Source organism: Undibacterium sp. RTI2.2 (assembly GCF_035018705.1).
In the GTDB taxonomy this organism is placed as follows: Bacteria; Pseudomonadota; Gammaproteobacteria; order Burkholderiales; family Burkholderiaceae_D; genus Undibacterium.
In genome coordinates this window covers 41,654-63,132 of sequence record NZ_JASJXN010000004.1, presented here as the reverse complement: position 1 = coordinate 63,132, position 21,479 = coordinate 41,654, and the positions used below count along the sequence as shown (strand labels likewise).

Annotated in this window: 38 protein-coding genes; 4 read left to right on the top strand and 34 right to left on the bottom strand. The window is 45.6% G+C overall.

The window, feature by feature from the left end; translation table 11 throughout:
- Window positions 1–6 precede the first annotated feature (6 nt).
- The 12 genes from QN395_RS03345 to QN395_RS03290 form a co-directional block, all read right to left on the bottom strand.
- Window positions 7–1,251 (bottom strand): terminase large subunit domain-containing protein, encoded by a 1,245-nt coding sequence (locus tag QN395_RS03345; protein WP_322118670.1) that lies wholly within the window; start codon window positions 1,249–1,251, stop codon window positions 7–9.
- A complete protein-coding gene (locus tag QN395_RS03340) occupies window positions 1,252–1,911 on the bottom strand; it encodes a hypothetical protein (protein ID WP_322118669.1) in 660 nt (219 codons plus the stop codon). It abuts the gene before it with no gap.
- Between the two features lie 90 nt (window positions 1,912–2,001).
- Window positions 2,002–2,319: a hypothetical protein gene (locus tag QN395_RS03335; RefSeq protein WP_322118668.1), complete on the bottom strand. Its 318-nt coding sequence runs from the start codon at window positions 2,317–2,319 to the stop codon at window positions 2,002–2,004.
- A gap of 114 nt (window positions 2,320–2,433) precedes the next feature.
- Window positions 2,434–2,733 (bottom strand): hypothetical protein, encoded by a 300-nt coding sequence (locus QN395_RS03330; protein ID WP_323491654.1) that lies wholly within the window; start codon window positions 2,731–2,733, stop codon window positions 2,434–2,436.
- Between the two features lie 4 nt (window positions 2,734–2,737).
- Window positions 2,738–3,700, bottom strand: a complete 963-nt coding sequence (locus QN395_RS03325) for a hypothetical protein (RefSeq protein WP_322118667.1) — start codon at window positions 3,698–3,700, stop codon at window positions 2,738–2,740.
- A 1-nt stretch (window position 3,701) separates the two neighbouring features.
- Window positions 3,702–3,857, bottom strand: coding sequence for a hypothetical protein (locus tag QN395_RS03320; RefSeq protein WP_322118666.1), 156 nt, complete (start codon window positions 3,855–3,857; stop codon window positions 3,702–3,704).
- A 9-nt stretch (window positions 3,858–3,866) separates the two neighbouring features.
- Window positions 3,867–4,214 (bottom strand): thioredoxin family protein, encoded by a 348-nt coding sequence (locus QN395_RS03315; protein WP_322118665.1) that lies wholly within the window; start codon window positions 4,212–4,214, stop codon window positions 3,867–3,869.
- Entirely contained in the window at window positions 4,211–4,861 is a 651-nt protein-coding gene (locus tag QN395_RS03310) for an adenylyl-sulfate kinase (protein WP_322118664.1), read from the bottom strand. The genes QN395_RS03315 and QN395_RS03310 overlap by 4 nt, the downstream gene beginning before the upstream one ends.
- Window positions 4,858–5,298, bottom strand: coding sequence for a hypothetical protein (locus QN395_RS03305; RefSeq protein ID WP_322118663.1), 441 nt, complete (start codon window positions 5,296–5,298; stop codon window positions 4,858–4,860). Before QN395_RS03305 ends, QN395_RS03310 begins: the two co-directional genes overlap by 4 nt.
- A gap of 10 nt (window positions 5,299–5,308) precedes the next feature.
- Window positions 5,309–5,977: a ParB/Srx family N-terminal domain-containing protein gene (locus tag QN395_RS03300; protein WP_322118662.1), complete on the bottom strand. Its 669-nt coding sequence runs from the start codon at window positions 5,975–5,977 to the stop codon at window positions 5,309–5,311.
- Window positions 5,977–6,183 carry a hypothetical protein gene (locus tag QN395_RS03295; RefSeq protein ID WP_322118661.1) on the bottom strand — a complete coding sequence of 69 codons (207 nt, stop codon included), beginning with the start codon at window positions 6,181–6,183 and terminating at the stop codon, window positions 5,977–5,979. Before QN395_RS03295 ends, QN395_RS03300 begins: the two co-directional genes overlap by 1 nt.
- Window position 6,184: 1 nt before the next feature.
- Window positions 6,185–6,841 (bottom strand): ParB/RepB/Spo0J family partition protein, encoded by a 657-nt coding sequence (locus QN395_RS03290; RefSeq protein WP_323491653.1) that lies wholly within the window; start codon window positions 6,839–6,841, stop codon window positions 6,185–6,187.
- Window positions 6,842–6,901: 60 nt separating this feature from the next.
- On the opposite strand from QN395_RS03290, the gene QN395_RS03285 reads away from it, so the two are divergent.
- Together QN395_RS03285 and QN395_RS03280 are read left to right on the top strand one after the other, a co-directional pair.
- On the top strand, window positions 6,902–8,638 hold the full coding sequence (locus QN395_RS03285; RefSeq protein ID WP_323491652.1) for a DEAD/DEAH box helicase: 1,737 nt from the start codon (window positions 6,902–6,904) through the stop codon (window positions 8,636–8,638).
- A 160-nt stretch (window positions 8,639–8,798) separates the two neighbouring features.
- Window positions 8,799–9,086 carry a hypothetical protein gene (locus QN395_RS03280; protein WP_323491651.1) on the top strand — a complete coding sequence of 96 codons (288 nt, stop codon included), beginning with the start codon at window positions 8,799–8,801 and terminating at the stop codon, window positions 9,084–9,086.
- 288 nt (window positions 9,087–9,374) lie between these two features.
- On the opposite strand, the gene QN395_RS03275 is transcribed toward QN395_RS03280, so the two are convergent.
- Window positions 9,375–9,518 carry a hypothetical protein gene (locus tag QN395_RS03275; RefSeq protein WP_323493093.1) on the bottom strand — a complete coding sequence of 48 codons (144 nt, stop codon included), beginning with the start codon at window positions 9,516–9,518 and terminating at the stop codon, window positions 9,375–9,377.
- A gap of 100 nt (window positions 9,519–9,618) precedes the next feature.
- On the opposite strand from QN395_RS03275, the gene QN395_RS03270 reads away from it, so the two are divergent.
- Window positions 9,619–9,960: a hypothetical protein gene (locus QN395_RS03270; RefSeq protein ID WP_323493092.1), complete on the top strand. Its 342-nt coding sequence runs from the start codon at window positions 9,619–9,621 to the stop codon at window positions 9,958–9,960.
- Here the strand turns inward: QN395_RS03270 and QN395_RS03265 are convergent.
- Both QN395_RS03265 and parA read right to left on the bottom strand, forming a co-directional pair.
- Window positions 9,920–10,144: a plasmid partition protein ParG gene (locus QN395_RS03265; RefSeq protein WP_323493091.1), complete on the bottom strand. Its 225-nt coding sequence runs from the start codon at window positions 10,142–10,144 to the stop codon at window positions 9,920–9,922. The two genes, QN395_RS03270 and QN395_RS03265, sit on opposite strands and share 41 nt — an antisense overlap.
- Window positions 10,137–10,769: a ParA family partition ATPase gene (gene parA / locus QN395_RS03260; RefSeq protein WP_323491648.1), complete on the bottom strand. Its 633-nt coding sequence runs from the start codon at window positions 10,767–10,769 to the stop codon at window positions 10,137–10,139. The genes QN395_RS03265 and parA overlap by 8 nt, the downstream gene beginning before the upstream one ends.
- A 181-nt stretch (window positions 10,770–10,950) precedes the next feature.
- Here parA and QN395_RS03255 point away from each other — a divergent pair, with 181 nt between their 5' ends.
- Window positions 10,951–11,814, top strand: a complete 864-nt coding sequence (locus QN395_RS03255; protein ID WP_323491647.1) for a DUF2806 domain-containing protein — start codon at window positions 10,951–10,953, stop codon at window positions 11,812–11,814.
- A gap of 276 nt (window positions 11,815–12,090) precedes the next feature.
- Here QN395_RS03255 and QN395_RS03250 read toward each other — a convergent pair whose 3' ends face one another.
- From QN395_RS03250 to QN395_RS03160, 19 genes are all read right to left on the bottom strand, one after another.
- Window positions 12,091–12,783, bottom strand: coding sequence for a hypothetical protein (locus QN395_RS03250; protein WP_323491646.1), 693 nt, complete (start codon window positions 12,781–12,783; stop codon window positions 12,091–12,093).
- Window positions 12,784–13,319: 536 nt separating this feature from the next.
- Window positions 13,320–13,547 (bottom strand): hypothetical protein, encoded by a 228-nt coding sequence (locus tag QN395_RS03245; protein WP_322118651.1) that lies wholly within the window; start codon window positions 13,545–13,547, stop codon window positions 13,320–13,322.
- 479 nt (window positions 13,548–14,026) lie between these two features.
- Window positions 14,027–14,242, bottom strand: coding sequence for a hypothetical protein (locus QN395_RS03240; RefSeq protein ID WP_323491645.1), 216 nt, complete (start codon window positions 14,240–14,242; stop codon window positions 14,027–14,029).
- Between the two features lie 2 nt (window positions 14,243–14,244).
- On the bottom strand, window positions 14,245–14,388 hold the full coding sequence (locus tag QN395_RS03235) for a hypothetical protein (RefSeq protein WP_323491644.1): 144 nt from the start codon (window positions 14,386–14,388) through the stop codon (window positions 14,245–14,247).
- Window positions 14,389–15,144: 756 nt separating this feature from the next.
- On the bottom strand, window positions 15,145–15,297 hold the full coding sequence (locus tag QN395_RS03230) for a hypothetical protein (RefSeq protein ID WP_323491643.1): 153 nt from the start codon (window positions 15,295–15,297) through the stop codon (window positions 15,145–15,147).
- Between the two features lie 208 nt (window positions 15,298–15,505).
- Entirely contained in the window at window positions 15,506–15,922 is a 417-nt protein-coding gene (locus QN395_RS03225) for a hypothetical protein (RefSeq protein ID WP_323491642.1), read from the bottom strand.
- Window positions 15,923–16,550: 628 nt separating this feature from the next.
- The gene (locus QN395_RS03220; RefSeq protein ID WP_322118647.1) at window positions 16,551–16,823 is read right to left on the bottom strand and encodes a hypothetical protein; all 273 of its coding nucleotides are present in this window, start codon (window positions 16,821–16,823) and stop codon (window positions 16,551–16,553) included.
- 27 nt (window positions 16,824–16,850) lie between these two features.
- The gene (locus QN395_RS03215) at window positions 16,851–17,123 is read right to left on the bottom strand and encodes a hypothetical protein (RefSeq protein ID WP_322118646.1); all 273 of its coding nucleotides are present in this window, start codon (window positions 17,121–17,123) and stop codon (window positions 16,851–16,853) included.
- Between the two features lies 1 nt (window position 17,124).
- Window positions 17,125–17,454 (bottom strand): hypothetical protein, encoded by a 330-nt coding sequence (locus QN395_RS03210; RefSeq protein WP_322118645.1) that lies wholly within the window; start codon window positions 17,452–17,454, stop codon window positions 17,125–17,127.
- Window positions 17,451–17,840 carry a hypothetical protein gene (locus QN395_RS03205; RefSeq protein WP_322118644.1) on the bottom strand — a complete coding sequence of 130 codons (390 nt, stop codon included), beginning with the start codon at window positions 17,838–17,840 and terminating at the stop codon, window positions 17,451–17,453. The genes QN395_RS03210 and QN395_RS03205 overlap by 4 nt, the downstream gene beginning before the upstream one ends.
- On the bottom strand, window positions 17,825–18,172 hold the full coding sequence (locus QN395_RS03200; protein ID WP_322118643.1) for a hypothetical protein: 348 nt from the start codon (window positions 18,170–18,172) through the stop codon (window positions 17,825–17,827). The genes QN395_RS03205 and QN395_RS03200 overlap by 16 nt, the downstream gene beginning before the upstream one ends.
- A gap of 82 nt (window positions 18,173–18,254) precedes the next feature.
- On the bottom strand, window positions 18,255–18,551 hold the full coding sequence (locus tag QN395_RS03195; protein ID WP_322118642.1) for a hypothetical protein: 297 nt from the start codon (window positions 18,549–18,551) through the stop codon (window positions 18,255–18,257).
- A 17-nt stretch (window positions 18,552–18,568) separates the two neighbouring features.
- The gene (locus QN395_RS03190) at window positions 18,569–18,784 is read right to left on the bottom strand and encodes a hypothetical protein (RefSeq protein WP_322118641.1); all 216 of its coding nucleotides are present in this window, start codon (window positions 18,782–18,784) and stop codon (window positions 18,569–18,571) included.
- Window positions 18,785–18,792: 8 nt separating this feature from the next.
- Window positions 18,793–19,095, bottom strand: a complete 303-nt coding sequence (locus QN395_RS03185) for a hypothetical protein (RefSeq protein WP_323491641.1) — start codon at window positions 19,093–19,095, stop codon at window positions 18,793–18,795.
- Window positions 19,088–19,477 carry a hypothetical protein gene (locus QN395_RS03180; protein ID WP_323491640.1) on the bottom strand — a complete coding sequence of 130 codons (390 nt, stop codon included), beginning with the start codon at window positions 19,475–19,477 and terminating at the stop codon, window positions 19,088–19,090. Before QN395_RS03180 ends, QN395_RS03185 begins: the two co-directional genes overlap by 8 nt.
- Before the next feature lie 35 nt (window positions 19,478–19,512).
- Window positions 19,513–20,166: a hypothetical protein gene (locus QN395_RS03175; RefSeq protein ID WP_322118638.1), complete on the bottom strand. Its 654-nt coding sequence runs from the start codon at window positions 20,164–20,166 to the stop codon at window positions 19,513–19,515.
- 88 nt (window positions 20,167–20,254) lie between these two features.
- Window positions 20,255–20,542, bottom strand: coding sequence for a hypothetical protein (locus QN395_RS03170; protein WP_322118637.1), 288 nt, complete (start codon window positions 20,540–20,542; stop codon window positions 20,255–20,257).
- 52 nt (window positions 20,543–20,594) lie between these two features.
- Window positions 20,595–20,936: a hypothetical protein gene (locus QN395_RS03165; protein WP_323491639.1), complete on the bottom strand. Its 342-nt coding sequence runs from the start codon at window positions 20,934–20,936 to the stop codon at window positions 20,595–20,597.
- An 80-nt stretch (window positions 20,937–21,016) separates the two neighbouring features.
- Entirely contained in the window at window positions 21,017–21,151 is a 135-nt protein-coding gene (locus QN395_RS03160) for a hypothetical protein (protein WP_323491638.1), read from the bottom strand.
- Window positions 21,152–21,479 lie beyond the last annotated feature (328 nt).

Genomic DNA, 21,479 nt, shown 5'->3' with positions numbered 1-21,479 from the left:
AATAGGTCAACGAGACATGCCGCCAATTTCAATCTTACGAACAGGAAACTCTAACTCGATGCAATAACCGCCAGCATCAGCAGAGTGTTCTAAGCCTGCCGCTTTATCCACATCACGCGAACCCTTCTTGTAGATCGTTTGCTCAAGCGCGTTAATGAAATGCTTGCAGCGCTCATCTATACGCAATCTGACGGTGCCATCCGCAGCTTTGAGCATTCGATTCATCGCATTGACACGATCAGCTACAAACGGGTGCTTCCTGCGAAATTTAAGACGCTTAAAGCCCTTCTCTCGCAAGATGTCCAAATCGGTCTCACCGCGAGCATGTTGGCGTTGTCCGCCGGCTGGATCGGGATACACGATGATCTGCACCTGATTACGCCAGTAGCGTTTCTCCAACTCGTTACAAATCTCTTCAGTGTTGGAGCCAAACAAAACGATTTCATCGACCGCCCACACTGAGCCATCTTTCTGCGGTTGAAAGATCACGGTGGACATTGGATCGATATTAAAGTCCATGCCTACCCAGATCGGCAGCTTTGGGTTAAACGTATAAGTGCCAATATGCTCATTACGTGAGAATGGGTAATACACGCGACCGGACATCGTCTCAAAAGAAGCCTCAAACTCTTGTTTGAAAGACTTCTCATCCATATCTTGTCTGGCGCTTTCAATCTCTGAAATAGGAATGAAAGGCGATGTGATGGTTGGAAACTGCCATGACTCCCAACGCCCTGCTTTGACCGCTTGAGGGTCTTGCCCTCTTTTATAAAGATCGTAGAGATAGTTGTACGCCTTGGGTGTCCCAATGAAAATTGCATGACCGCGTCTATCGGACAATGTCGGCCGTAAAACTTTTACCCACGTTTCTTCAGTCATGTCCTGGAACTCATCCAGAACTAAAAAATCTACGCCGACGCCGCGCAAAGAATCTGCTTTGTCCGCGCCTTTTAATTCAATTCTTGTGCCGTTGACGAGCGCAATGGACAGCGATGTCTCATTAACTTTACGAATCCATCGTTTAGGGATTGCCTCCAGCAAATCAAGCCACATAATTTGCTTTGCCATCTTATACGTCGGCGCCACATACCAAATTTTGCTCTTCTTAATTTTGGCGCGAGCAATCATCAGCGAACGAGAAAGCGCAGTTTTACCCCATCGGCGTCCAGCTACGACGACGCGAAAACGTGCCTTAGACTGAAACACCAACATTTGTTTGGGGTGTAGCGACAGCCTAGACTGAAGCGCCATCTAGTCCTCGCCCTCTTCTACGACGCCATTATCGTTTTCTGCGTCTGTATCGTCTTCATTGCTTTGGGCGTCGCTATCGCCCGCTTGAGAGGGTTCAGCGCTATCTAATTCAGTTAGGTCGCGGTCACGCAACTCTTTGATCTGCTCTGAGGTCAACTCAGACACAATCAACTCTGGCAATTCATCTGGATCAACTGCATCAGGACGGTCTAAGCCAAGAACCGCCCATCGCTCTTCACGCGCTTTTTTCAGCACGTTCATTGCGGAGTCAAGCGCTTTGAGATTGTTTAAGGCGACAGCAACGGGCGAACCGCTTTGGTTAGCTTTAAGGATCTCAGCCCATGTCAGCTTGGCCAGACCCGCAGCCATTTTGTAATGCTCTTCTTTGGTTTCTTTAATGCGGGCGGCAATGACTGTTGCTTCGCCGATGCTGGCTTCTGCGACCTTCGCGGCGACAGCTCTGCTCTGTGCGGCAGACGTGGAACCTTTGATGACCTTCTTTGAACGAAAGTGGCGCTCGAACGAACTCCGGTGCAGACCATACCTCTTAGTCAGACCTTCGTAGGTGATATTGCCAGCAGCCCAAAGCGTTTCGGCTTCGGCCCACTGCTTTGCCGTCAAGCGAGATTTTTTAGTGCTTGATGTGCTAGCGCTTGCCACATAAACCTCTGCATAAAAAAAATGAGCGCAAGGGAGGCGCCCAGGAGAAACAACTATTGAAGCCGAATATACCTGAAGTTTTCATATAAATCAAGTCAGTCGTGACTTATTTTCTAGGACAAAAAAAAGAGTCGTTGCTAGTGCGTGCGATTCTTTAGAAAATGGCACGGTAACGTGTATTTCGCCATTAAAGTCGAAAATGCAGACCTTCTTGCCGTCGGTGGTCGGGCGCAAGTAAGAAAATTGACCAAGTTCTTCCAACGCTTCAATGCAAGCTGCCGCGTCATTAACGTAATCGTGTGCCGGTGTTTCGCTGCCGAGATATTTCTGTATCTCTTTGTTAGTCCAAGACTTGGGTGTCTTACCGCTCCCAACCAAAACCGTTTCTAAAATAAATTTATTATTCATTACTTACTTACTTACTTATTTATATATGTATTTATATAGAAGAAGCTTGGGAGTCCCAAGTAAAAGTCTGTCTCTTATGAAACGACTTGGGAGTCCCAAGGGCGGTATGAGTTTTTACGTCAAATTCTCAATCACGGTATCCCATTCGTCGTCCTCAACAGAGGAAACATAACTAGCTGCGGGAGCGGGCTTGGGTGCGTTATAGGTGGCGGCACCCAACTCTGTTGCCTCGATTACTTGACGCTGGCGACCGCGACGCTTCTCTATGCCTTTTTTTTCAATCAGCTTGTGAGCAATCAAAGCGCGGATCGAAAATTGTAGGCTTGCTTTTGTAGTCTCGTAACGAACTCGGTCTAGGATCTCATCCAGGTCTACCGACGCACTCTCACCATTGCCGGCAATGATTACGCGCATAAGTTCAAATTGTTTCGCTGTCAGGTGCATCTTCTGCCCAATCTAAATCAAGTGCTTCGGTAGTGATATTCACTTTTGAAAGCTGTGTGGCGGCTGTATCGAGGTCTAGCGGCGCATCTACTGGCTGGTTATCAAACGCAAGTAACGGCAGTCTTACCGGCAGTGCATGTTGTTCGTAGTCAGGGTTAGTAAATACGCCGTATAAAGGGCTTGCCAGGACTAATTGCTGGAGCGACTTGAGCAAATAACCCACTTCCATGTTATCGACGCGAGAAGTTCCATTAGCGCGGTTGTTGCCCGACTTTTCCATTGAGGAGCAGGCGTAATAGAATTTCCGCATTTCTGTGATTACTTTTTCACGGATTAGAGGTGACATCGCTTTTAACTCTGCCATCACGCCGATATAGTCGCTTGGGTTGCTCTCAAACCAGCGCATGAAGAAGTCCAGCCCGCGTTTGTAGTTAGCGGATCGTTTTGGCTTGGTAAAGCGAATCCCTGCCCTCGCAGCGAACGGATTGAACTTAGACATAGACGACTGAAACTCAACATAGCGGCAACCTGTCATTCGCATCATCAAGTTCTGCATACGGTAAGCTACGCCGACGCCGCGATACATCGTATCTAGGACAAGACGACTGTTCGTGCATTGGTTAGCGTTAATCCAAATGGCGCGGTGACGGTTGATCAGCTTCGTGTCTCTGCCGTTTGTGTTGGGGCGCAAGTGACGGAATACTTCATTGCGCCCGGACGATAGCATTTTTGGCACCGTCATCGCGCCAACGCCGATCGTCTGACCATCTAATACCGCTCTGTAATAGCGTGGACCAATGCCGATACTGTCTGCCTTGTAATGCAGCTCGTGCAGCAACTCCCAATCTTCTTTAGTGCCGCGCTCAATATAAATTTGGGACAGTAGCGACATCTTGTGGCCAACCGGAGCCGCCCGGCGCTCAATCAGAATATCCACTTTACTTTACTACTTTCTTGTTCGGTGACATACCGGCGCCTGAATCACGCAAGTTAACAGCTAGTTTTGCCATCTCGCGGTTTCCGTTTTTGTTGGCGATAGTTTCAACAATCTTCGTCGCCGGATTGAGCTTTTTAATTTTGGACGTAATTACCATTTTTAATCCTTAAAGGTCAAAATTGAGACTGTTTTGCGTAACGCCAGCTTTAAACAGATAATCTTTAATCTGTGTTTCTGTTTTTGCGCCAGCGATCGTGGTGGGAAATTGTTTGCCGTCTTTGAATACCAGTAAGGTCGGCACGGCGCGAACACTCTGAGAAGCAGCCAAACTTTTCTCTTTTCCGCCATCTATGCCGATCAGTGAAAATTGCAACTCTTGCGACAATCGCTCAATCAGCGGCTTTAACGACTTACAAGGGCCGCACCAAGACGTATGCACCATAACGACAACTGGCTCTTTGTATGAAAGCGCAAGAACATCTGCCGAGAATTGCTGTTCGGTAGTGTTCTTCATTGCTTGTATCCTTCTGGCGCGTAGACGATCTTGATCTTCTCGCGATATCGTTTCTCGATATACAAAGTCGGCGCTAAGTCAGCAACCATGTCCGTGTGTGTGGTGGCAACGATTAGCGTAGCGCCGTGTTGACGTGCAACTTTCTGCAAGTTAAACGCCAAAACTTTCGCTGTAGTGCGATCAAGCACTGCCAAAAATTCATCTGCAACCCAAACTGAGGCGCCTGATTCAATTAGTTTGGCCAGCTTGAAGCGGTAGCGTTGACCGTCAGACAGCTCTTGCGGCTTGCGAATAAACAAGTACGCGTCATTAAGTCCTGCAATTGATAGCAGGTTAAGTGCCTCGACTGTGGTGGCGCCTATTTGATCAATCAGTGGTTTATCTTCTAGCGGCACTGAATCAATATCGGCAACCTTTAGACCGGATGCTTCTATTTGCTTTGACAGTTCGCGCAACACGGTTGATTTACCCGCACCGGACTGACCAGTAACGTACACAACGTCGCCAATTTTAATGTCAATGTCTTGATGATTAAATACGACAAACTCTTTATCATCGAGACCCAAGCCAAATGCTTCTGCAACCTCTAGGACGCGTTCAGTGCGTTCGACTTCCGTATGAAAGCGCTTGTCTACAACGTAAATCATTCCGATACCTTTTCTTTTGTCTCTTGTGCGGCTTCGGCTTCTTGCTTTTGATTTACCTGTTCGCGATAGGATGCAATCAAGTCAGTGCAGATGCTCTGAATCGAGTAAGCCTCAAATTCAGCAGAAGGCGCTTCTTCGCCGACGTATTTACGAACCTCTTGCCAAATGTGAACGCCTTCATGAATGAGGAGCGACACAATGATGTCATCGTCAATTTGATCACTGTTTGGCAGCGCTACAACGGCGCAAACATTTCCATCGTCATTATCAAAAAAGTGAACAACTGCGTCTGACGACTTCATATCGTCAAACTCAGGGCGATTCTTTTTGATGCTAAGCTCGTCAAGTCTGTCCTCAAATGCTTTTTCATCCAAACACAAGCACATCGAAATTGGAGAAACAAACAGCGCGGAGTTAATCCAAAGATTTTTACTCATACTCGATCACCTATGACGTAGTTTTTTGATCAAACGAACGAACAAATTCCACAAACGCTTTGTCTGCGGGCAATCCTGACTCTGTTTCCAATTGCGCCATAAACATCGCCACAGCACGCTCATCTTTGCCATTGATCGTTTTAAAGCCCAGGGCCTTGTCAATGCGTACAGCGCGCTGAGTGGACTCTTCTAATGTCTTAGCGGTCTCATCTGCCTGATCTTGGATAGCGCCGTCTAAGTCATTTACAAAGGCGCTTGTATCGATCTCGCCTAAGTCAGCAATGACGAAGTCCAGCTCTTTAGCGTCAAAGATTCCAACTAAGTCAAAATTAAGGCTGGCCAGCTCTTTTTGCAGAATGTCTGTATCCAAATTGGATATGGCAACACGGTTATCAGCTAGGCGGGATGCGCGCACCTGATCGTCAGTAAGATCGTCACGAATCCATACCGGCACTTGTTTCATGCCTAGGTATTCAGCGCCTCCACGACGACCATGTCCTTTAATAATGACGCCGTTTTTATCGACAACGATCGGCTGATCAAAACCAAAATCTTTAATGGACTTAGCGATGCGCTTTATCTGCACAAGATCATGAATTTTTGCGTTTAACTCGTAAGGAATAACGCGACTGATGTCCCAGATTTCAATTCGCGGCTTTACTGTTACTTGGTTTTCCATTACAGGTCTTTCTTGGAGAAAAATGTCTTTACGGTCTTGTAACCAGACGTGTCGGCGTCGTCGTCCGGCTCATCTTCGCAATCGGTGGAGTTAAACGGCTCAAATCTGCTGCCCTCTTTGCACTTTTTGCATTGGAAAGGGTCATATTCCGCGTTCACGCAGTCCGCGCATTGATCGAACCCTTTGCCTTTGACGCTGTCGCTCATGTCAGACCTCAATGCCTCTAAAAATGTGTACCAGCGCATTGCCAGCATTAGAGAGCGAGTCTTCGTCTGTGAATTTCTGCGACTTCATGGTCTTTTCAATAGCGTCTGTAATCGTGGCCACATCACCAGATGGAACTTTGAAACGCATGATTTGGTGAGTCTGGACTTGACGCTCTGCCGGTAGCTTGGGTGATGTCGATTCGTCGTCTTCAGGCAAATCTAGGTCATCTAAGGCGATGTTGACGCTGGCGAAGATTGAGGCGAAGTCGCTATCGGTGTACGGCATGAACTTAGACAGGTCTTCAGGTGTGCCAAGGTCTTCCAACAGTGCGGCAAGCTGTAAGGTGTCGTCATCGCCGTATCGCCCGTTATCAACCAGCCCTATCTCTTTGGCGTGCTTGTCGTCAACCTCGCCTACGTTGATGATCGGTACGGATTTCATACCAAGACGAATAGCGGAGTCGCGCCGATGCGCGCCCCCAAGAATTTGCAAGGTTCCGTTCGGTAACGTCCGCACTACAATAGGTTTGAACATGCCGAAGCGACGCAAGCTTTCGTCAATCTTGGCTTCGTTGTCGGGCGATACTACGTTGGTATTCCAAGGGTTAGGAATTAACGTCTTTGGATCGGCGAACGACTGTTGAGGTGTTGGTAACATGAATTGATTATAAGTCAGTGGTGACTTATACTACAGTACAACTTTTTACTTGGCAAGCCTATGACTCAAAATATCACCATCGCTTCAAATGCTACGACTGCAAAGCTGCATGACGCCTCTCGCGAAGTAAAGCTACAAGTTCAGACGATCTTGTCGTATGCGGTGGAAGGCGCTGAGCATGCCATTGCGTTCAAGCGCGGCAGTTGGGACGGTCGTAGCAGTTTTATGGACTTTCGCGCCGGAACTTTTCCGGCCGGCTTTGTACAGTTCGTCTCTGCGCACTTGCGTAAGCTTGGATACAAGGTCAATCATGTACGCCGCCCTCTTCCTGCGCCGCTTGGCCCAGAGAATCCAGTAGTGGATGCTTTTCTGGATGACCCTCGTTACGACTATCAAATGGAAGTCGTTCGCTGTTTGGCAAAACATGGTCAGATCATTGCCCGAATCGCGACCGGTGGCGGTAAATCACGCATTGCCCGTCTTGCGTTTGCGCGCTTCAATATGCCGACACTGTTCTTGACCACTCGCGGCTTGCTGATGTACCAGATGCGTGACACTTTCGAAAAAGACTTGGGTATCAAAGTCTCTGTCTTGGGCGATGGTCAGTTCGGTCATACCGTGATTGAGAATGGCATTGAGCGTCAGGCTGTCAAAAAGATGTCGGTCGGCATGGTGCAAACCTTGATTGCGCGATTAGAAGAAAAGACGGTCGAGAGCGAAATGGAGCGCATGACTGACTCAATGCTCAAGAAAGAGATTAAAGAAAGTAATGCCTACGCTAAAAAACTGGAAGCGGCTGGTCATACTTTCATCGAAATTAAGAAGTTCGTGGCTTCATTCGAGAAAAAACAAGAAGCAGGTCGAGTAAGTGAAAAACTTATGCGCGCTACCGCTGCCGCTAAAGTGACAGCGCACATGCAAGATCGCCAAAAAACGATTAATTTGCTTGGAACTTTTGGTCTAGTTATTCTCGAAGAGGCACATGAGGCGTCTGGAAACTCTTATTACGAGATTCTGCGTCACTGCAAAAATGCCTACTATCGGTTAGCACTTACGGCAACGCCATTTATGAAGGATTCAGAAGAGTCAAACATGCGTTTAATGGCTTGCTCTGGCCCGATTGGTATTTCTGTGTCAGAAGAAACGCTGATTGATCGAGGCATTCTTGCTCAGCCGCACTTCAAGATCGTTGAGCTTCGTCATAAGCCAGCAAAGCTGATGCGTAATACTGGCTGGCAATCAGCATACCGTATCGGCATTACAGACAACGAATACCGGAACAAGATTATCGTTGACGAGTGCATTGCTGCTGCGTCCTACCACATGTCTACGATGGTATTGATCCAGCAAACAAAGCATGGCGAAACACTGTTGCAGAAAATGACCGATGCAGGGTTACGCGTTGCATTTATTCAGGGTGAAGATGATCAAGCGGGGCGCAAGCAAGCTCTCTCTCAACTTGCCAAAGGTGAAATTGATGTTCTGATTGGTTCTACCATCTTGGACGTCGGTGTTGACGTTCCTGCGGTTGGTGTCGTGATAATTGCCGGCGGTGGTAAAGCAGAGGTTGCGTTGCGTCAGCGTATCGGACGCGGCTTACGTGAGAAGAAGTCCGGCCCAAACATCGCGCTTATTATCGATTTCGCTGATGGGTTTAATGAACACTTGAAAGGTCATGCGATGCAGCGTTTGGCAATTATCAAAGCGACGCCAGGATTTGACCGCTATATTCATGAGCGTGGCGCTGGTTTTGATTATGAAGCGCTCGGCTTTAAAAAGTTGTCAATTGCTGCATAAACCGCTTGCTTTGTGAATTACGTTGGCGCATAATAAGTAAGTCAGCACTGACAACGAATTTTTGTTCTCCAGCCCCCAACTTGGGGGCTTTTTTTTACGTTAATTTAACTAATGCACGTCAGCTATAATGCACTTGTCCATAAACTACACGAAGAATGCCATGACTGAAAAAGAAACAACACGCTACACCATCATCATGACCAAAGATAAGCAGGAGCGCTTAGCTGGCATTGCCAAGGAGTTCAAAATCAGTCAGCAAGAAGTGCTGGAAGTTTTGATCGACCATATCGGTAATGACAATGTAATGGCTGATCTGGCGCCAAAATTCTTTGCCGTTCGTGAGAATAAGGTAAGCCAACGTGAGCAGCGCAAGACGAGCTTTGCCAAACTGAGAAAGCTGTCACCGGAGCAAATCGCCCTAATCGAACAAATGTCTGCTAAACAATAAGGAAAATAATATGCACTTTCTATTTATCATCATTGTCATTTTCGCAATTATTGGGGCAATTAAAAAATCGAGAGAATACAACGCTCGACCCGACAAGACCGAACTGGACAAGGCTCCACTTAAATTCGTGCGTTGGTTTGGCTACGTAATGATTTTTTTTATTGCGCTCATAATAATCGGTTCAATGTTTGTAAAAAAATAATGCCTTCGCGCTTCTTTACGTTCAAGAATGGTCTGCACTTTCCGAATGCAACAAAGTGGATTGAGGTCACGGAAGACCTTCGATTCTTATACCACTACGACGACGGCACTGTTGAGTTTAGAAAAAGCGAGACCGGCCACACTCTCGATCAACAATTCGCTGGCGTTCTTGGATACGTGGCTTCTGGCATGTGGGTCGAGCTTGACCAAGACATGAAGCCGATCTCTCAAGATATTCCGACGACTCAATTTGCGGAGATCTGGTAACTACTGTATATATTCACAGTATAATTCGCCAAGTGATTTAAATGAGGCGAATATGAAAGCTTGGGTGACTAGACTGTGGGAAGACGGTAAGCTAATTCCTAAATGGCGTCACTCGATGGTCTATCCGGTTCTGGGCGAGCTTGCATTCGGTGAGTGTAAGAACCCTCTTCTACGTCGCCGACTTCACCAGGCGAACCTATACGATGTCTCACATGGCTCTGCCAATCAAGACTTAATTCCTCCACTGGTAGACGCAGCGGTCATTCACATGGGCGCCGAGTTCATCATTCTGTCTGGACTAGAGCTTGACGTATTTGGCAAAGCTTCTGCCCAGACATGGCGAGCGCAACTACTCTTTGAGAAGCCTAGCCCGAAGGGTATTTCTCCTCAAGGTGCTTCAAAATAACCTCCAACATTGACTCTCCACTAAGCGCACAAGCCGCCTTAAATCGACCATGTAGCGACTTAGGTAGATCCAATGTCAGTCGCTTGGTCGGTTCTGCTTCCACTACGACAACCTGCTTACTCTCTACCCACTGATCTGGCGTCGGTAAGTTTTGGCGAGTTCCAAAACTAATCTTCTTACTCATTTGCAAACTCCATCAGCTCATGTAGCAAATCTGCCATTTCAATTGACGCCTGACTGCCTTCGTTCACCTCATACACGGTCTTGCCCTCTGCTGCCGCTTCTGCAAATGCAACGCGTTGCGTCACGGAAGCGTTCAACACCTTAACGCCGTAGGTCGCCAGCGCTTCTCGTACATCGCGCCCGATGGCTGTGTTTGCGATTTTGCGATTAATCACAATGCAGCATTTCAGCTTTTCCTTGTACACGACCGCTTCCTGAATGAGCTTGATGACCTCCTCACTGGCCCAGACATCATAGGGTGACGGCTGCACCGGCACGATCACAACATCACAAGCCATAATCGCGGAGCGCGTCATGTCGGTTACTCTGGCAGGTCCATCAATGATGACCTGATCATAGCCTTTACTCATCATGTCGATTTCTTTATGAATGGTCGCGGTAGGTTTCCCCACGACGACGAATAGTGGCTCTGCAAAACGTTGCGCTTGCCAGGCGGTTGCGCTCTGTTGTGGATCTGCATCGATCACCAGTACACGTTCCCCATAACGCGCCAGCTCCGCCGCCAGATTGATTGATAAGGTTGTTTTGCCAACCCCACCTTTTTGATTTAAGACTCCAAAGATCATCGTGATTCCCCATTATCGTGAACACGGACACCCGCATTTCAGGTGGATTGTAGTCGTCGGAGGTGTGATCAAATTTTGAAAGCCTGCTAGTTAGCGACTTTCATTAATGGCAATCTGAGATTAAAGCGTTGACTTTTACCAAATGCTAAAATGAATTTCAATTTATTTAATTGGAGAAAATATGGACCCGGTAACAGGCGCCATTCTTGGCTCATTAGCAGTGCCGCTCTCAAAAATGGGGCCAGTTTTGATAGAAAAAGTCAGTAGCGCCATTGGTATGGTCGCTGAACCTTATCAAATTATACGTATCGCTAAAGCGCAGGCCGAAGCAAATAAGATTGAGCTGAAATCTCAAATTGAGCTTACCGAAATACAAGAAAGGGCTATTTCTACATTTATTAAACAGCGAGAAAAGAGCCAGAAAAATATCGAGGCTATTTTAGCCTCTGCTATCGAAATGCTTCCACCTGACGCCAAGCCTGAAGAAATGGATAACGATTGGATTAGCCATTTTTTCAAACATTGCGATATCGTCTCAGACGAGGAAATGCAATCTCTTTGGGCTAAGTTACTAGCGGGTGAAGCTACGTCGCCTGGAACATTTTCTAAAAGAACGGTCAACTTAGTGTCAATGTTGAATAAAACCGAAGCGGCTTTATTTAATAGCCTATGTCAGTTCGCTTGGACTTTCGATGATGAAATATCGCCAGTAGTTTTTGATATAACGAATGACATTTATACCAAAAGCGGCCTTGATTATAAAAGCTTGCAACATCTCGACGTAATCGGTCTAGTCACACTTGGCGTTAATAATGGATATAATTTAAAGATAAAAGGCGCACATTTCAAGTTAAGGTATTTCGAGAGAACGGTCGCATTGGAGTTTCCCAGAGATATAGAAAATGATCTAAGAATGGGGTCGGTTATGTTTACGGACGTTGGCAGAGAATTGGCTAAACTTTGCAGCTCTGAAATGAATCAGAAGTTCTTTGAATATACTCTTGTCACATGGCACACTGTTGGCATAAAAGTAACCTCAACTTAAAATGGCTTATGGAGGTCAAAGTCTTATATTTTGTCTTCTATAAGGATAGGCATGTGGCAATCCTGGGATTTCTATAAGGATGCGGTTTGGAGGTCGGAAGTTGAGGAAGGCAGGGCCACCAAGGGTCTGCAATTCTTCTAGGACTTTCACTTCTCAGTCACAATTATATCATACTCTGCGTCATACGTGTAAAATATATTTGCACGTATCAAACTACTTAAATACCGCTTGCATGTATCGCAAGCGGTAATAAATAGCTCAGCGGTGACGTACTACTTAGCTAATAAAAAGCGCTGCGAAAGTAGTTGCGCGGTCGTTCTCTTTGAGTGTTATAACGTCACCATTTTTCGATTTTTGCACGTTCGCAATATCTAAGTAATGCAGCATCATGCGAGTGGAGCTTGCTTGCGTACCTGCTGTATTCGCTGAACAGTTATAGCGCTTTACAAGTGCGCTTTGTTGCTCTAGTTCGCTATACTCTACCGAACGAGATAACGATACTAGACAAGACTTGTTTGAGATACCGTTTAAAGCTATCAGGTTTTCAGCGATTGTGCGCGAATAAGGGTCGAGTGTGCTTTTCATGTTTTGACCGATTGCATTCAAGCAATGTGCAATCTTGACTAATACTTTGACCGCAATAAAATTAGACTTATCTTGTTTATTGCTTGCAATGCGCGCATTTTTAAGCAAATTGGATGCCACTTCTTTAAATTCAGGTTTTGACATAGCAAGGTCGACCGCTTTGCTACCCTTGACAGCGTTTATTGCAAGGTCTGTATCTTTGCTGTACTGCTCTGCGTTACGTGCTTGTAAGACTTCAACGAACCGCGTAGTGAATGTTTGCTCTACCGCTTGCACTGTATCGACTGCAACAACTACCGCTTTTTTCGCTTTCGGTGTTTTAACTGCTTTTGTTGTTGCTGTAGTTGCTTTTGTGACTTTCGATGTTTTTGCGATTGTAGACATTTTGTGCTTTCGATTAGATTAAATTAAGTTAGGTTTTTTTACTTGCTAGTGATTAGCGAGTGATTAAATTATAAGTCAGTACCGACTTATGTGCAACAACTATTTACACGTATTTATATATTTATCTAATCGTTGTAAATATGGTACATGCAAAATATATCTTTACTTTTACCGTTATTTAATGTTATTCGCACGCATGCGCGCATCATGTATTTATATAGTGTGATCTTTGGAGAGTCTGCGGCAACGTGACGATTGCCGATCGACTTGCACTTTCTAGGATTTAAGCAATTTGACGACACCAAGGCGACGTCGGCGGGTGGCAATTAGCCAAGGCATCTTTCACGCCGCTCCCTAGGCGCTTAATAAAACTTTGGAATATTCTGTCGGCTTCGCTCAGCTTTACCTACATGAAAATCTTGATAAATATCGTCGCCAAGGCAAAGCCTTCTATTGCAAATAATGTCGCCTTGGAAAAGTCTTGCTAAAACAATAGGGGCGACCGATGCGCCCCACCCTAGTTCAATCATTCAGGCTTAATGCATGTGATTAAGCTTGGCACTACGCAAGTAGCGTCCACGACTACGCGTATGAGACACGTCCGCCATCTCTTGCATCTCATCTAAGTAATCATTTTCCTGCTCTTGTAAGTGATCGGTGCCGACCAGCTCAGCTTCAGCTCGGCTTGACGCTAAATAGAGGTCCTGATGTGTCCATGTAGGTGCTGCAATAGCGTTTGATGCGACGATAAGTGGCTTAGTCATAGGTTCTCCGTAAGGTTAATTAGTTGCGGTCGTTGTTATTTGCTCGACAACTGAAGTATGACGATCACACTCAGGCGTTAGTCAGCGGCGGCAGGCAAGCTCGATGGCTACAAATCAAGAATGGCCAAGGCGTTTAATTGGCTCGCATATACGAGAAAACGATTAAGTGACTTACCGTGTTTCTGTATTGGCGTAAGAGTGATAATTGGAAGTGAGAATGCTGTGCCCTAATCCTTGGCATCTTTAGCAAAGTACATAGCCTGTAGCGTGAGATCTATGTAGAAGTGATTCATTGGCCTGAGCGCATACGGCCTGAGAGCGTGATGAGCCTGAAAGCCTACCGTCCTAACCGGTAGTGCCTACAGCCTGCAAGGGTCAAGGGTAATGCCTGCGAGTAGCCTGACGGCCTATGCGTTGAAGTGTCCTGTACATCGCCAGCTCTTCGATGTATTTGCCTGTGATAAGAATGAGAAGGCGTTTCATAATTTCATTCTTTCTACTTGATTCTGCAAGGCAATTAAGAAGCTCTGTTGCTCTACCGGATTGTCACGTAAAGCCACCACAATGTAGGCAACAACTAGAGCCAATACTTCGTGCGGTTCATTACTTATTTCTTCCAAGACATAGAGATGACTGCCGGCGATCCAATTTTGTGCAAATCTGCCTGCCGCGCTAATAACGTTGAGTGATTTCATGATCAGCCTTTCTTCGCCAAGATCTTCACAGCCAGCTCAACCGGCACCTCAAACTCAGCGAAGAGCCTGGCAACTACCTGAACGCCTAAGCGCTTGCTGATTGTGCGGTATGTCTTGATCCGGTCTGTAGTGAATGGAAGGCTCATATCTTCTTTCGTTGTGTTGTTTCGATGAATGAAGTATGAAGCGCAGATATTGGCATGCGCGTGGCGGGTTAAAACGAGCCAAACCGAACTTTGTTAGGCTCAGCCTTCGAGTTTTGTTCGATTCAATTTGGTAAAAGCCTAGGATCACCAAACAAACACACCGTTTAGGCATGTCAAGGATGAGCGCGGCGACGATTTTTGCAGCCTGGTAAGTAAAAAGCCAAGGATTCGACGCCTTGGCTTGTGTAGTCATAAAAACTTTGGAATATTTTGTCGCCGAAGCTAAGCCTTTAAAACAAGAAAGTCCTTGGGTTAGAAGGACTTTGGACGTAGGTTCGGCATTAAATTAAGAATTGAAGAATTACAACTGCCCTCTGATGAGGAACCCTAGGAAAGAACAAATCCCCCCTTACCCCCCTTAGCCAACAACGCTATAGAAAAGTAAGGAGAGATTCGTTCTTGCTAGGGCCACATCAGAAGCTTCTCTGCGTATGGCAACCCCACATTTAAGAACAAATCCCCCAAAAGACCAACTCACTCCCGACTCTGTTTAAAGCCTAGTTTCAGGCTCAAGGGACATAACGGCAAACAATATGGGGCGATTATAGCTCAGCCGTGACTTATCATGCAAGTGGCAAATTAAAGCTTGGGCGCCTTGGGTAAGATGGGGCTGGACTACAATAACTGTGTCCGCTATGAGCTTTTCTGTGTAGGCGAGACGGTGGCTTGTGTGTAGTGGTGGTGTAGGCTACTAAATTAAAGATGGCGACGTGCCAGTTGTTGATTGATATTTGATTGATGCGTTGAGCGAGGAAGGATTGCCGGGTCTGTTGTAATTTTTAATGAATACAACACCTTGCCAGGCAATCCTTCCACATACGCATGCAAAGCACAGATAAGCATACGCAAACACACAATATCCTAATCTCACTAACAACTTACTCCACTCGCCTCTTCACCCTCATACATCTACCTATAGACCTACCCTTCTACCGACATCAAGCGAAAAAGCCTGACGTTTGCATATAGTCGATGTCAGCCTGAGCGTCTTACGTGTCTTCTCTAATTGTCCTAGTTGTCTTTATAGGGTGAGAATTATGCCGGTAGAGTTCTTTGTCTACCTGTTCGGGCAAAAGAGTCCACGAGCCGCTACTCCAACAATAATTAAGCCTGCAATGATTAGACCTTGATATCCAAGTCGTCCGTACCAGTCATATACTGGATCAAGTGTTTCAATTCCAGCCTGCTCGCTGAGTACATCAACGGAGAGTCTTGACCAATATTTCAAAGCTGGCGTCATAATGAACCACGCCGCTGCAAGGGTGAAAGGTAGCCAACATTTAAACTCAAATGCAATAGCTAAAACTATCAGACAAATTATTATTGCGGCGAAGAAAATCATCCATCCAAGAGTTTTTATATCCACGCTTAGCATGTCTGCGACAGATTTTAATGCCAAGTAACCTAGAATTAATACGCCAATACACAAACCAACCAAAGTCCAAACGACATTGCTGTTATTGTTGTTGCTCATACAGTTCCTTCATTAGATGTTAAGAATTTAATTGTAATGCCAATTTGCAATGTTGAGTTATTTCTATCTCCGCTTGTTATTCTCTTTACTTAATCCGCCCGCTGAGCCGCTAAGCTCTTGCTCTATTCTTTCGCGTTTGCTTTCATTCATTGCGAAGTTGCCAGGTAGTGTCGGCTCATTGAGTTCAAATAGGTTATCAATTTGGATCGAGAAGTAATCCAAGCTTGCGTGATTTCTAGTGTTGAGTGATGGAAAGTTCATATCGGTTTAAAGGTGAATTGTTTGTCAGTGCTGACTTAGTTATATTAAAACAATGAGACAGGCGGTAGTTCTTTTGAAGTAAGATTGCCGACTGATTTAAACGCTGTTTGAGCGCTTTAAATTGTTAGACTTAGTCGGTTATGTAAAAGAGATTTAAACGTCATGCCGCGCTGATTAATGCGGTTTCCGGTTATGATTTGAAAGAAGCGATTAGATGTTAATGATTTAATCAGGCTAGGTACGACTTGGCTGCGAGTTTCTTCTCGGACAACATTGAAATAATTGTTTAAAATCAATGACTTAGCCTTGGATTAATAAAGTTGCTTAAAAGACAGGAATAATCCTGCCTCTTTGACAACTTTAAGCCTTAGAACATTTCGTTAACGGTGTGATTAATGGCTTCTAAAACGCTATGATAAGTATCATCAATAATGCCTACGACGGTTGGGCCATCTAGGCTCTCGACCATGTAGCGAAACAAGATCTGATTATCGCCTTCATCGTCCGGAAGATAGTCGCCCTTGCCGATCGCTTCGAGGATTTCATCAAACGATTTGTCGTTCGGATATTCATCTAGCCATGTGCTGAGTGCCACTTGTTCAGCCTGGTTCTTTGCGCATTCTTCTACTTCGGTGTCCATGTGCTTTACCTTTCAATTCGTGTTTGGTTATTCCAGCTCTGTGAACAGATGTTCCATCATGCCGACGAGGTTGTCTTTGGCTTCTGTGATAAAGCTGGCGACTTGCTTAAAATCATGATCTTCGAGCGGTTGCCAAATAGTGATCACGTAGCGTCCATGTTCGTTCTTTGGTACGTCGCCATGCATCATGTTCATGACTTGCTGAAAGTTGAGACCGGCGGGCCAGTCATTTAAGAACTGCCCTAATGCTTGACGCTCAGCCAAGCTGATCATGGTGGCGCGCTGAAAAGGTGTAATCATTTTACTTTTCTCTCCTAATGTTGCCCGACATCGTTTCGACATCACCGGAGATGGCGCCACAATGAACATCACCGGACATTGTTTTGACAGAGCCGCTAACATTGCCGCAACGAACGTCTCCAGATAGCGTTTTTACTGTGCCTGCTGTTCCGGTCACTGAAATTGATTCGCATGCGTCCGCATTAATGGTTTCAATATCGCCATGCACTTCGATGCGAATCTCTTTAGAGTCCGGCGTTACGTCTTTGCCGTTAACTACTACGCGTCCATTATTTATTGAGATACTGCGAGCGCCTGAAATGTTCAAGCCGTTGATGGTAATTTTGTTCATTTGCCGTCCAATTCTTCACAGTGTTGAATCATCCATTTCATCCACGCAATGCGTGTATGTGCCATTTTGATGTTTAGCTCTTCATTGGATAATTCATTCCAAAGAAGGTCTGTCTCTGGATGCGCTCTACCTATCCAGCCTTGCAGATAGACAGAAGGACCAAGAAGCTGTCCTATCCAGAAACTAAGACGCTGTTCGGTCTTTAATAAAGCCCAATAGTTAGCATTCGGACGACATGCCAAATTTTTACCCGCTTCATAAACCGCCCAGCAAACGCCGGTCATTCTGTTGAAATCGCCCTTCTCGGCTTTAAATTGAGCCGAGTACCATTTCAAAGCCTCTTTGAGAAAATCGGCGTCTGACACAGCCTTTACAGTATTTGCCATTCTGTTTCTCCGAGTTTGCGATAAGTCATTGTCGTTGTGCCAAATAGATTCTCTGCCCAATCTTGCGGTGCGAATGCTTGATCGCCATCAGCGTGGTCCAGGTCGCCACAACGTCCAACGAAATACAGATTGTCGTCGTCATCCAAAAGCTGAAACTCGAACGGGAAGTCTGTTTCGTTTAAAAGCTCTTTTTTGATAATTTCCAGACGCGATCTAGGGTTCGGCACTGTCTCTGACATGTTCACAATCATGCCATTTTCGATGTAGTCGCCATAACCGACAACGCTGCTTGAAAGTGAGTCTAATTTATCTTCTGTGATAATCCATTTCATTTTGTTTCTCTCTGTTGTTTGTTTCGATAGAGTTATTATCGCAAGCGATTTATGGCGATTCATTGGGAACTTATTCGAGTCCCTACTCTGTTTCACCCGATTCAATCTCAACACCAAGCAGAATGCGTTGCTTGCCTGTTTTATCGAAATCGTGCGTGATATAGTCCACGGTAAAATGTGCGTTATTCTCTGGCATGAAGATATCTGCGCGACAATTCTCAAGCTCTTGACCTCCAGCCATCCAGTAGTCGGTGATTAAATCTCTGTGCAGAGTTATAGTTTCGCCAATGCGAGGCACGACGTTCACCATCAGCCGAATAACATTTTCTTCTTCGAGAGATTGTGGATATCCATAATCTTCAAGTGTAATTTCAATCATTTTTTATCCTATTAATATTAAAAGCTGCCAAGGTATGTTTTGTATTCAAAGCTTGCCTTCGCCAAGTTTCTTTCTCGTATAGGCGACCAACCTGCTTCATTTGGACTTAGAAAGTATTGATATGAGAATTTATCTTCCGTAACTTCCGTCACTCTTCTTATCCCAAGATTGACGCCGTACTCGTTGGTCCAAATAACGAGATCGCCAACTTTAAAAAGTGGAGCTTGTTTCATTTTTTATCCTAGAAGCTTCCAAAGTCTTTACCGTAAGGGCTTGGCTTAATGCCGAACAAGCGTTCGATTTCAGATTGACTGGCGTCACGTAATACCGGCTCGTCGTCTTCGCCTATATCTTCCAGCTCGGTCGTAATGTCGTAGGTTTGACCGCAGTGGCAGCACCGCCCGCGCCAGGAGCCGTCCGTAAAAAGACATTCCGTGCCAATGGCAGAATTACAGTGATGACATGTAAAAGTATCTTCGCCATACTCCACCACGTCCTCAATGGGCTTTTCTCGCCTTGAGTTTTTTTCAGCAGGGTTAGCCATCAACCTCAACCATTTCCAACTGATAAGCATGGTCGCCAACAATTAATTCGTTGTCGCCGCACTCCATCATCGTGTTGATCCAAGACTGGTCTCGTTTCGTCCATATTTCCGAGTCAAAGTGAGCGGAACGATTCACAATCCAACCTGCGTCATACCGAACCAGCAACTTAATCATGGCAACTTGTTGCTTTTGTTTTGGCGGCTCGACAATTGGCGAAACGAAGCCAGTTATGTTTGTTCTTAGCGATATCACGCCGTCGCCGTGAGTAATTGCTAAACTGTAATCGGCGTCATACTTTTCCTGCATCGCTTTATTAAGCTGCTCAATTAGGTCGGCGATTGGCGCTGTTGTTGGCTTAATGTAAACTGGTGTATTGCTCATTTTTGCCTATCCTATCTCAGTGGTGACTTACTTTGTTAATAAATTTCTTTACTGTAGATTTTTACTGCCAACGATTCAGTATTGACGCAAACATGCAATTCGTCGCCGATATCACCAAGGTCGAATCCAAGATCAACTCTGTTGGCAATTGTGTCGAAGCAATATGCGATATCGTGTGGCTTATTGCCTTTGAAGCGCTTTAACGCTTTTCTGTATCCGACTCGCATCCAATGAATCATCTTGTCCGTTACTAAGCCTGGCTGAAAAATTTCTGCGTCGTTATCTCTTCCTTGATTAGCCTCTTTGACGCCCTCTTTGATAATGTTAAATAAGTCACTTTCAAGGTCGGCATCTTTGAGGCGGTATGTGCGCGGCGGCTTTCTTAGATCAACATTGCCTGAACGAAGCTCCTGAAGAAACCGCGCAATATCGAATCCCATTTGCTTATCTAAGCGATTGTCTCGGGTTGGAAGAGAGGCAAACCAGCCGCTTTCGCCCCTTATGTGAAGCATTGCGCCGAAAGCCATCATTTCGTCAGCCAGAGAGCCGTCGCCATCCTTGAAGTGTTCTAGTGTGTCGTGCGCGACGCCTCTTCCACTTGATGCGTTGAAGTTAGGAAAACCCTTTAAGATCCAGCCCTCTTCGCCATATTCTCTATTTTCGCGCCATTCAAATATCGTATGTATCATTTTTAAACTCGTTTTGTTGTTTCGATATGAGTATCTTCTCAGTCAAACTGAGGCGTTGTGGTGGCTACCTGCGTTAATCGGTGGCTGGTTAAGACAGAAGCATTTCGGCAGCGAGACGAATCGCCGTCACCGAACTGGAAGTCCCAAGCGGTGTGCGTGTGCGTATTGGCGACTCGTACATTGTCCACTGCTCGTTTTCAAACTCAAGATCGCCTACTTTGCCCTTAGCGGAGCTGATGGCGATACAGGCAGGCTTGCCAATCTTGAACTCTAAAACTGGCTCAGATCGGTCATGAAACAAGACCGCGCCAAAGTGCGTTGTCATTTGGTAGTCGATGCCGTTTGCAACGACTGAATTTGGATTGTGATCGAACATGGTTGTCCTTTACATTAAATTGGATTGGATGAATAGCTCAGTGATGACTGATTTATAGAGGCTTAAAAATGATGTACTCTCGCGCCCAATCGTCATACTCTGGATGAGCGTCACCAATGATCGGAGCAACTTCGTACCCATCGACAATTTTTGGAAGACCGATATAAGAAAATCCGTTATAGCAATTGTTCTCGAACAGAACTGCCTCCATTAAAGCGTTTATGCCTTCTGCCATTCCGATCAGGCGCTCCAAAGATCGCTCTTTAACAAAGTCACCTTGATTTTCGAGAGGCACATGACGCTTGGCATAAACCGATTCTTTTAAGGCACGAATCAGGTTTTTATGGCGAGTAATAGCGCGAGCGGTTTTTGCTGGAGTTACTTTCATTGTCATGATGACTATTCCTTAGTTTTGTCGCTGAGTCATTCGCTCAGCGATGACAGTATGAAGACTGAATTGCGGCATTGTGTTGGCTAACTGTTTAGCCACTCTTCATAAGTCTTAACCACCCAACCAAGTTGCTCTGCGGCGGTTTTATAGATTTGATACTCGGCGTCATTGGAGCCGCGAGCCTGTGTTTGCCAGTTGGCGTTTGGAGTCAATTGCATTTCGCTCTCTTTGTTTGTTTCGATAGAGTTAGTATGACTGCTCACTTATGGATATTACAGTCAGTTGTGACGTATCCAAGAAAGTAGCCTTTGCCGCTTATTTGCGACGACAGCCGAATTATCTTATACATTGACGCTCGATACAAGTCAGTTGTGACTTATTTTTATAAGAGCATGCCTTTATTTGTTTTCGTACTGTCACTCACATATCAACTCACTACCGGAAGAAGCTCATAGCGCGATTAAACGAACCGTTTTTCTCGCCTTCGACCTTAGTTAGCGCTGATTGTGAGTACAAGCCTCGGACGACACCAGATATGAAAAAGGA

Bases quoted from the DNA above. Each gene is read 5' to 3' on its own strand.
- QN395_RS03200 (WP_322118643.1), bottom strand. From the start codon at position 18,172: ATGAAATGGATTATCACAGAAGATAAATTAGACTCACTTTCAAGCAGC.
- QN395_RS03160 (WP_323491638.1), bottom strand. From the start codon at position 21,151: ATGCAATTGACTCCAAACGCCAACTGGCAAACACAGGCTCGCGGCTCC.
- QN395_RS03295 (WP_322118661.1), bottom strand. From the start codon at position 6,183: ATGAGCGACAGCGTCAAAGGCAAAGGGTTCGATCAATGCGCGGACTGC.
- QN395_RS03165 (WP_323491639.1), bottom strand. From the start codon at position 20,936: ATGACAATGAAAGTAACTCCAGCAAAAACCGCTCGCGCTATTACTCGC.
- QN395_RS03315 (WP_322118665.1), bottom strand. From the start codon at position 4,214: ATGAAGAACACTACCGAACAGCAATTCTCGGCAGATGTTCTTGCGCTT.
- QN395_RS03220 (WP_322118647.1), bottom strand. From the start codon at position 16,823: ATGGACACCGAAGTAGAAGAATGCGCAAAGAACCAGGCTGAACAAGTG.
- QN395_RS03245 (WP_322118651.1), bottom strand. From the start codon at position 13,547: ATGACTAAGCCACTTATCGTCGCATCAAACGCTATTGCAGCACCTACA.
- QN395_RS03345 (WP_322118670.1), bottom strand. From the start codon at position 1,251: ATGGCGCTTCAGTCTAGGCTGTCGCTACACCCCAAACAAATGTTGGTG.
- QN395_RS03180 (WP_323491640.1), bottom strand. From the start codon at position 19,477: ATGAGCAATACACCAGTTTACATTAAGCCAACAACAGCGCCAATCGCC.
- parA (WP_323491648.1), bottom strand. From the start codon at position 10,769: ATGATCTTTGGAGTCTTAAATCAAAAAGGTGGGGTTGGCAAAACAACC.
- QN395_RS03305 (WP_322118663.1), bottom strand. From the start codon at position 5,298: ATGAGTAAAAATCTTTGGATTAACTCCGCGCTGTTTGTTTCTCCAATT.
- QN395_RS03240 (WP_323491645.1), bottom strand. From the start codon at position 14,242: ATGAAATCACTCAACGTTATTAGCGCGGCAGGCAGATTTGCACAAAAT.
- QN395_RS03175 (WP_322118638.1), bottom strand. From the start codon at position 20,166: ATGATACATACGATATTTGAATGGCGCGAAAATAGAGAATATGGCGAA.
- QN395_RS03265 (WP_323493091.1), bottom strand. From the start codon at position 10,144: ATGAGTAAGAAGATTAGTTTTGGAACTCGCCAAAACTTACCGACGCCA.
- QN395_RS03290 (WP_323491653.1), bottom strand. From the start codon at position 6,841: ATGTTACCAACACCTCAACAGTCGTTCGCCGATCCAAAGACGTTAATT.
- QN395_RS03250 (WP_323491646.1), bottom strand. From the start codon at position 12,783: ATGTCTACAATCGCAAAAACATCGAAAGTCACAAAAGCAACTACAGCA.
- QN395_RS03300 (WP_322118662.1), bottom strand. From the start codon at position 5,977: ATGGAAAACCAAGTAACAGTAAAGCCGCGAATTGAAATCTGGGACATC.
- QN395_RS03190 (WP_322118641.1), bottom strand. From the start codon at position 18,784: ATGAAACAAGCTCCACTTTTTAAAGTTGGCGATCTCGTTATTTGGACC.
- QN395_RS03235 (WP_323491644.1), bottom strand. From the start codon at position 14,388: ATGAGCCTTCCATTCACTACAGACCGGATCAAGACATACCGCACAATC.
- QN395_RS03255 (WP_323491647.1), top strand. From the start codon at position 10,951: ATGGACCCGGTAACAGGCGCCATTCTTGGCTCATTAGCAGTGCCGCTC.
- QN395_RS03185 (WP_323491641.1), bottom strand. From the start codon at position 19,095: ATGGCTAACCCTGCTGAAAAAAACTCAAGGCGAGAAAAGCCCATTGAG.
- QN395_RS03285 (WP_323491652.1), top strand. From the start codon at position 6,902: ATGACTCAAAATATCACCATCGCTTCAAATGCTACGACTGCAAAGCTG.
- QN395_RS03320 (WP_322118666.1), bottom strand. From the start codon at position 3,857: ATGGTAATTACGTCCAAAATTAAAAAGCTCAATCCGGCGACGAAGATT.
- QN395_RS03205 (WP_322118644.1), bottom strand. From the start codon at position 17,840: ATGGCAAATACTGTAAAGGCTGTGTCAGACGCCGATTTTCTCAAAGAG.
- QN395_RS03330 (WP_323491654.1), bottom strand. From the start codon at position 2,733: ATGCGCGTAATCATTGCCGGCAATGGTGAGAGTGCGTCGGTAGACCTG.
- QN395_RS03280 (WP_323491651.1), top strand. From the start codon at position 8,799: ATGACTGAAAAAGAAACAACACGCTACACCATCATCATGACCAAAGAT.
- QN395_RS03335 (WP_322118668.1), bottom strand. From the start codon at position 2,319: ATGAATAATAAATTTATTTTAGAAACGGTTTTGGTTGGGAGCGGTAAG.
- QN395_RS03310 (WP_322118664.1), bottom strand. From the start codon at position 4,861: ATGATTTACGTTGTAGACAAGCGCTTTCATACGGAAGTCGAACGCACT.
- QN395_RS03195 (WP_322118642.1), bottom strand. From the start codon at position 18,551: ATGATTGAAATTACACTTGAAGATTATGGATATCCACAATCTCTCGAA.
- QN395_RS03215 (WP_322118646.1), bottom strand. From the start codon at position 17,123: ATGATTACACCTTTTCAGCGCGCCACCATGATCAGCTTGGCTGAGCGT.
- QN395_RS03225 (WP_323491642.1), bottom strand. From the start codon at position 15,922: ATGAGCAACAACAATAACAGCAATGTCGTTTGGACTTTGGTTGGTTTG.
- QN395_RS03170 (WP_322118637.1), bottom strand. From the start codon at position 20,542: ATGTTCGATCACAATCCAAATTCAGTCGTTGCAAACGGCATCGACTAC.
- QN395_RS03210 (WP_322118645.1), bottom strand. From the start codon at position 17,454: ATGAACAAAATTACCATCAACGGCTTGAACATTTCAGGCGCTCGCAGT.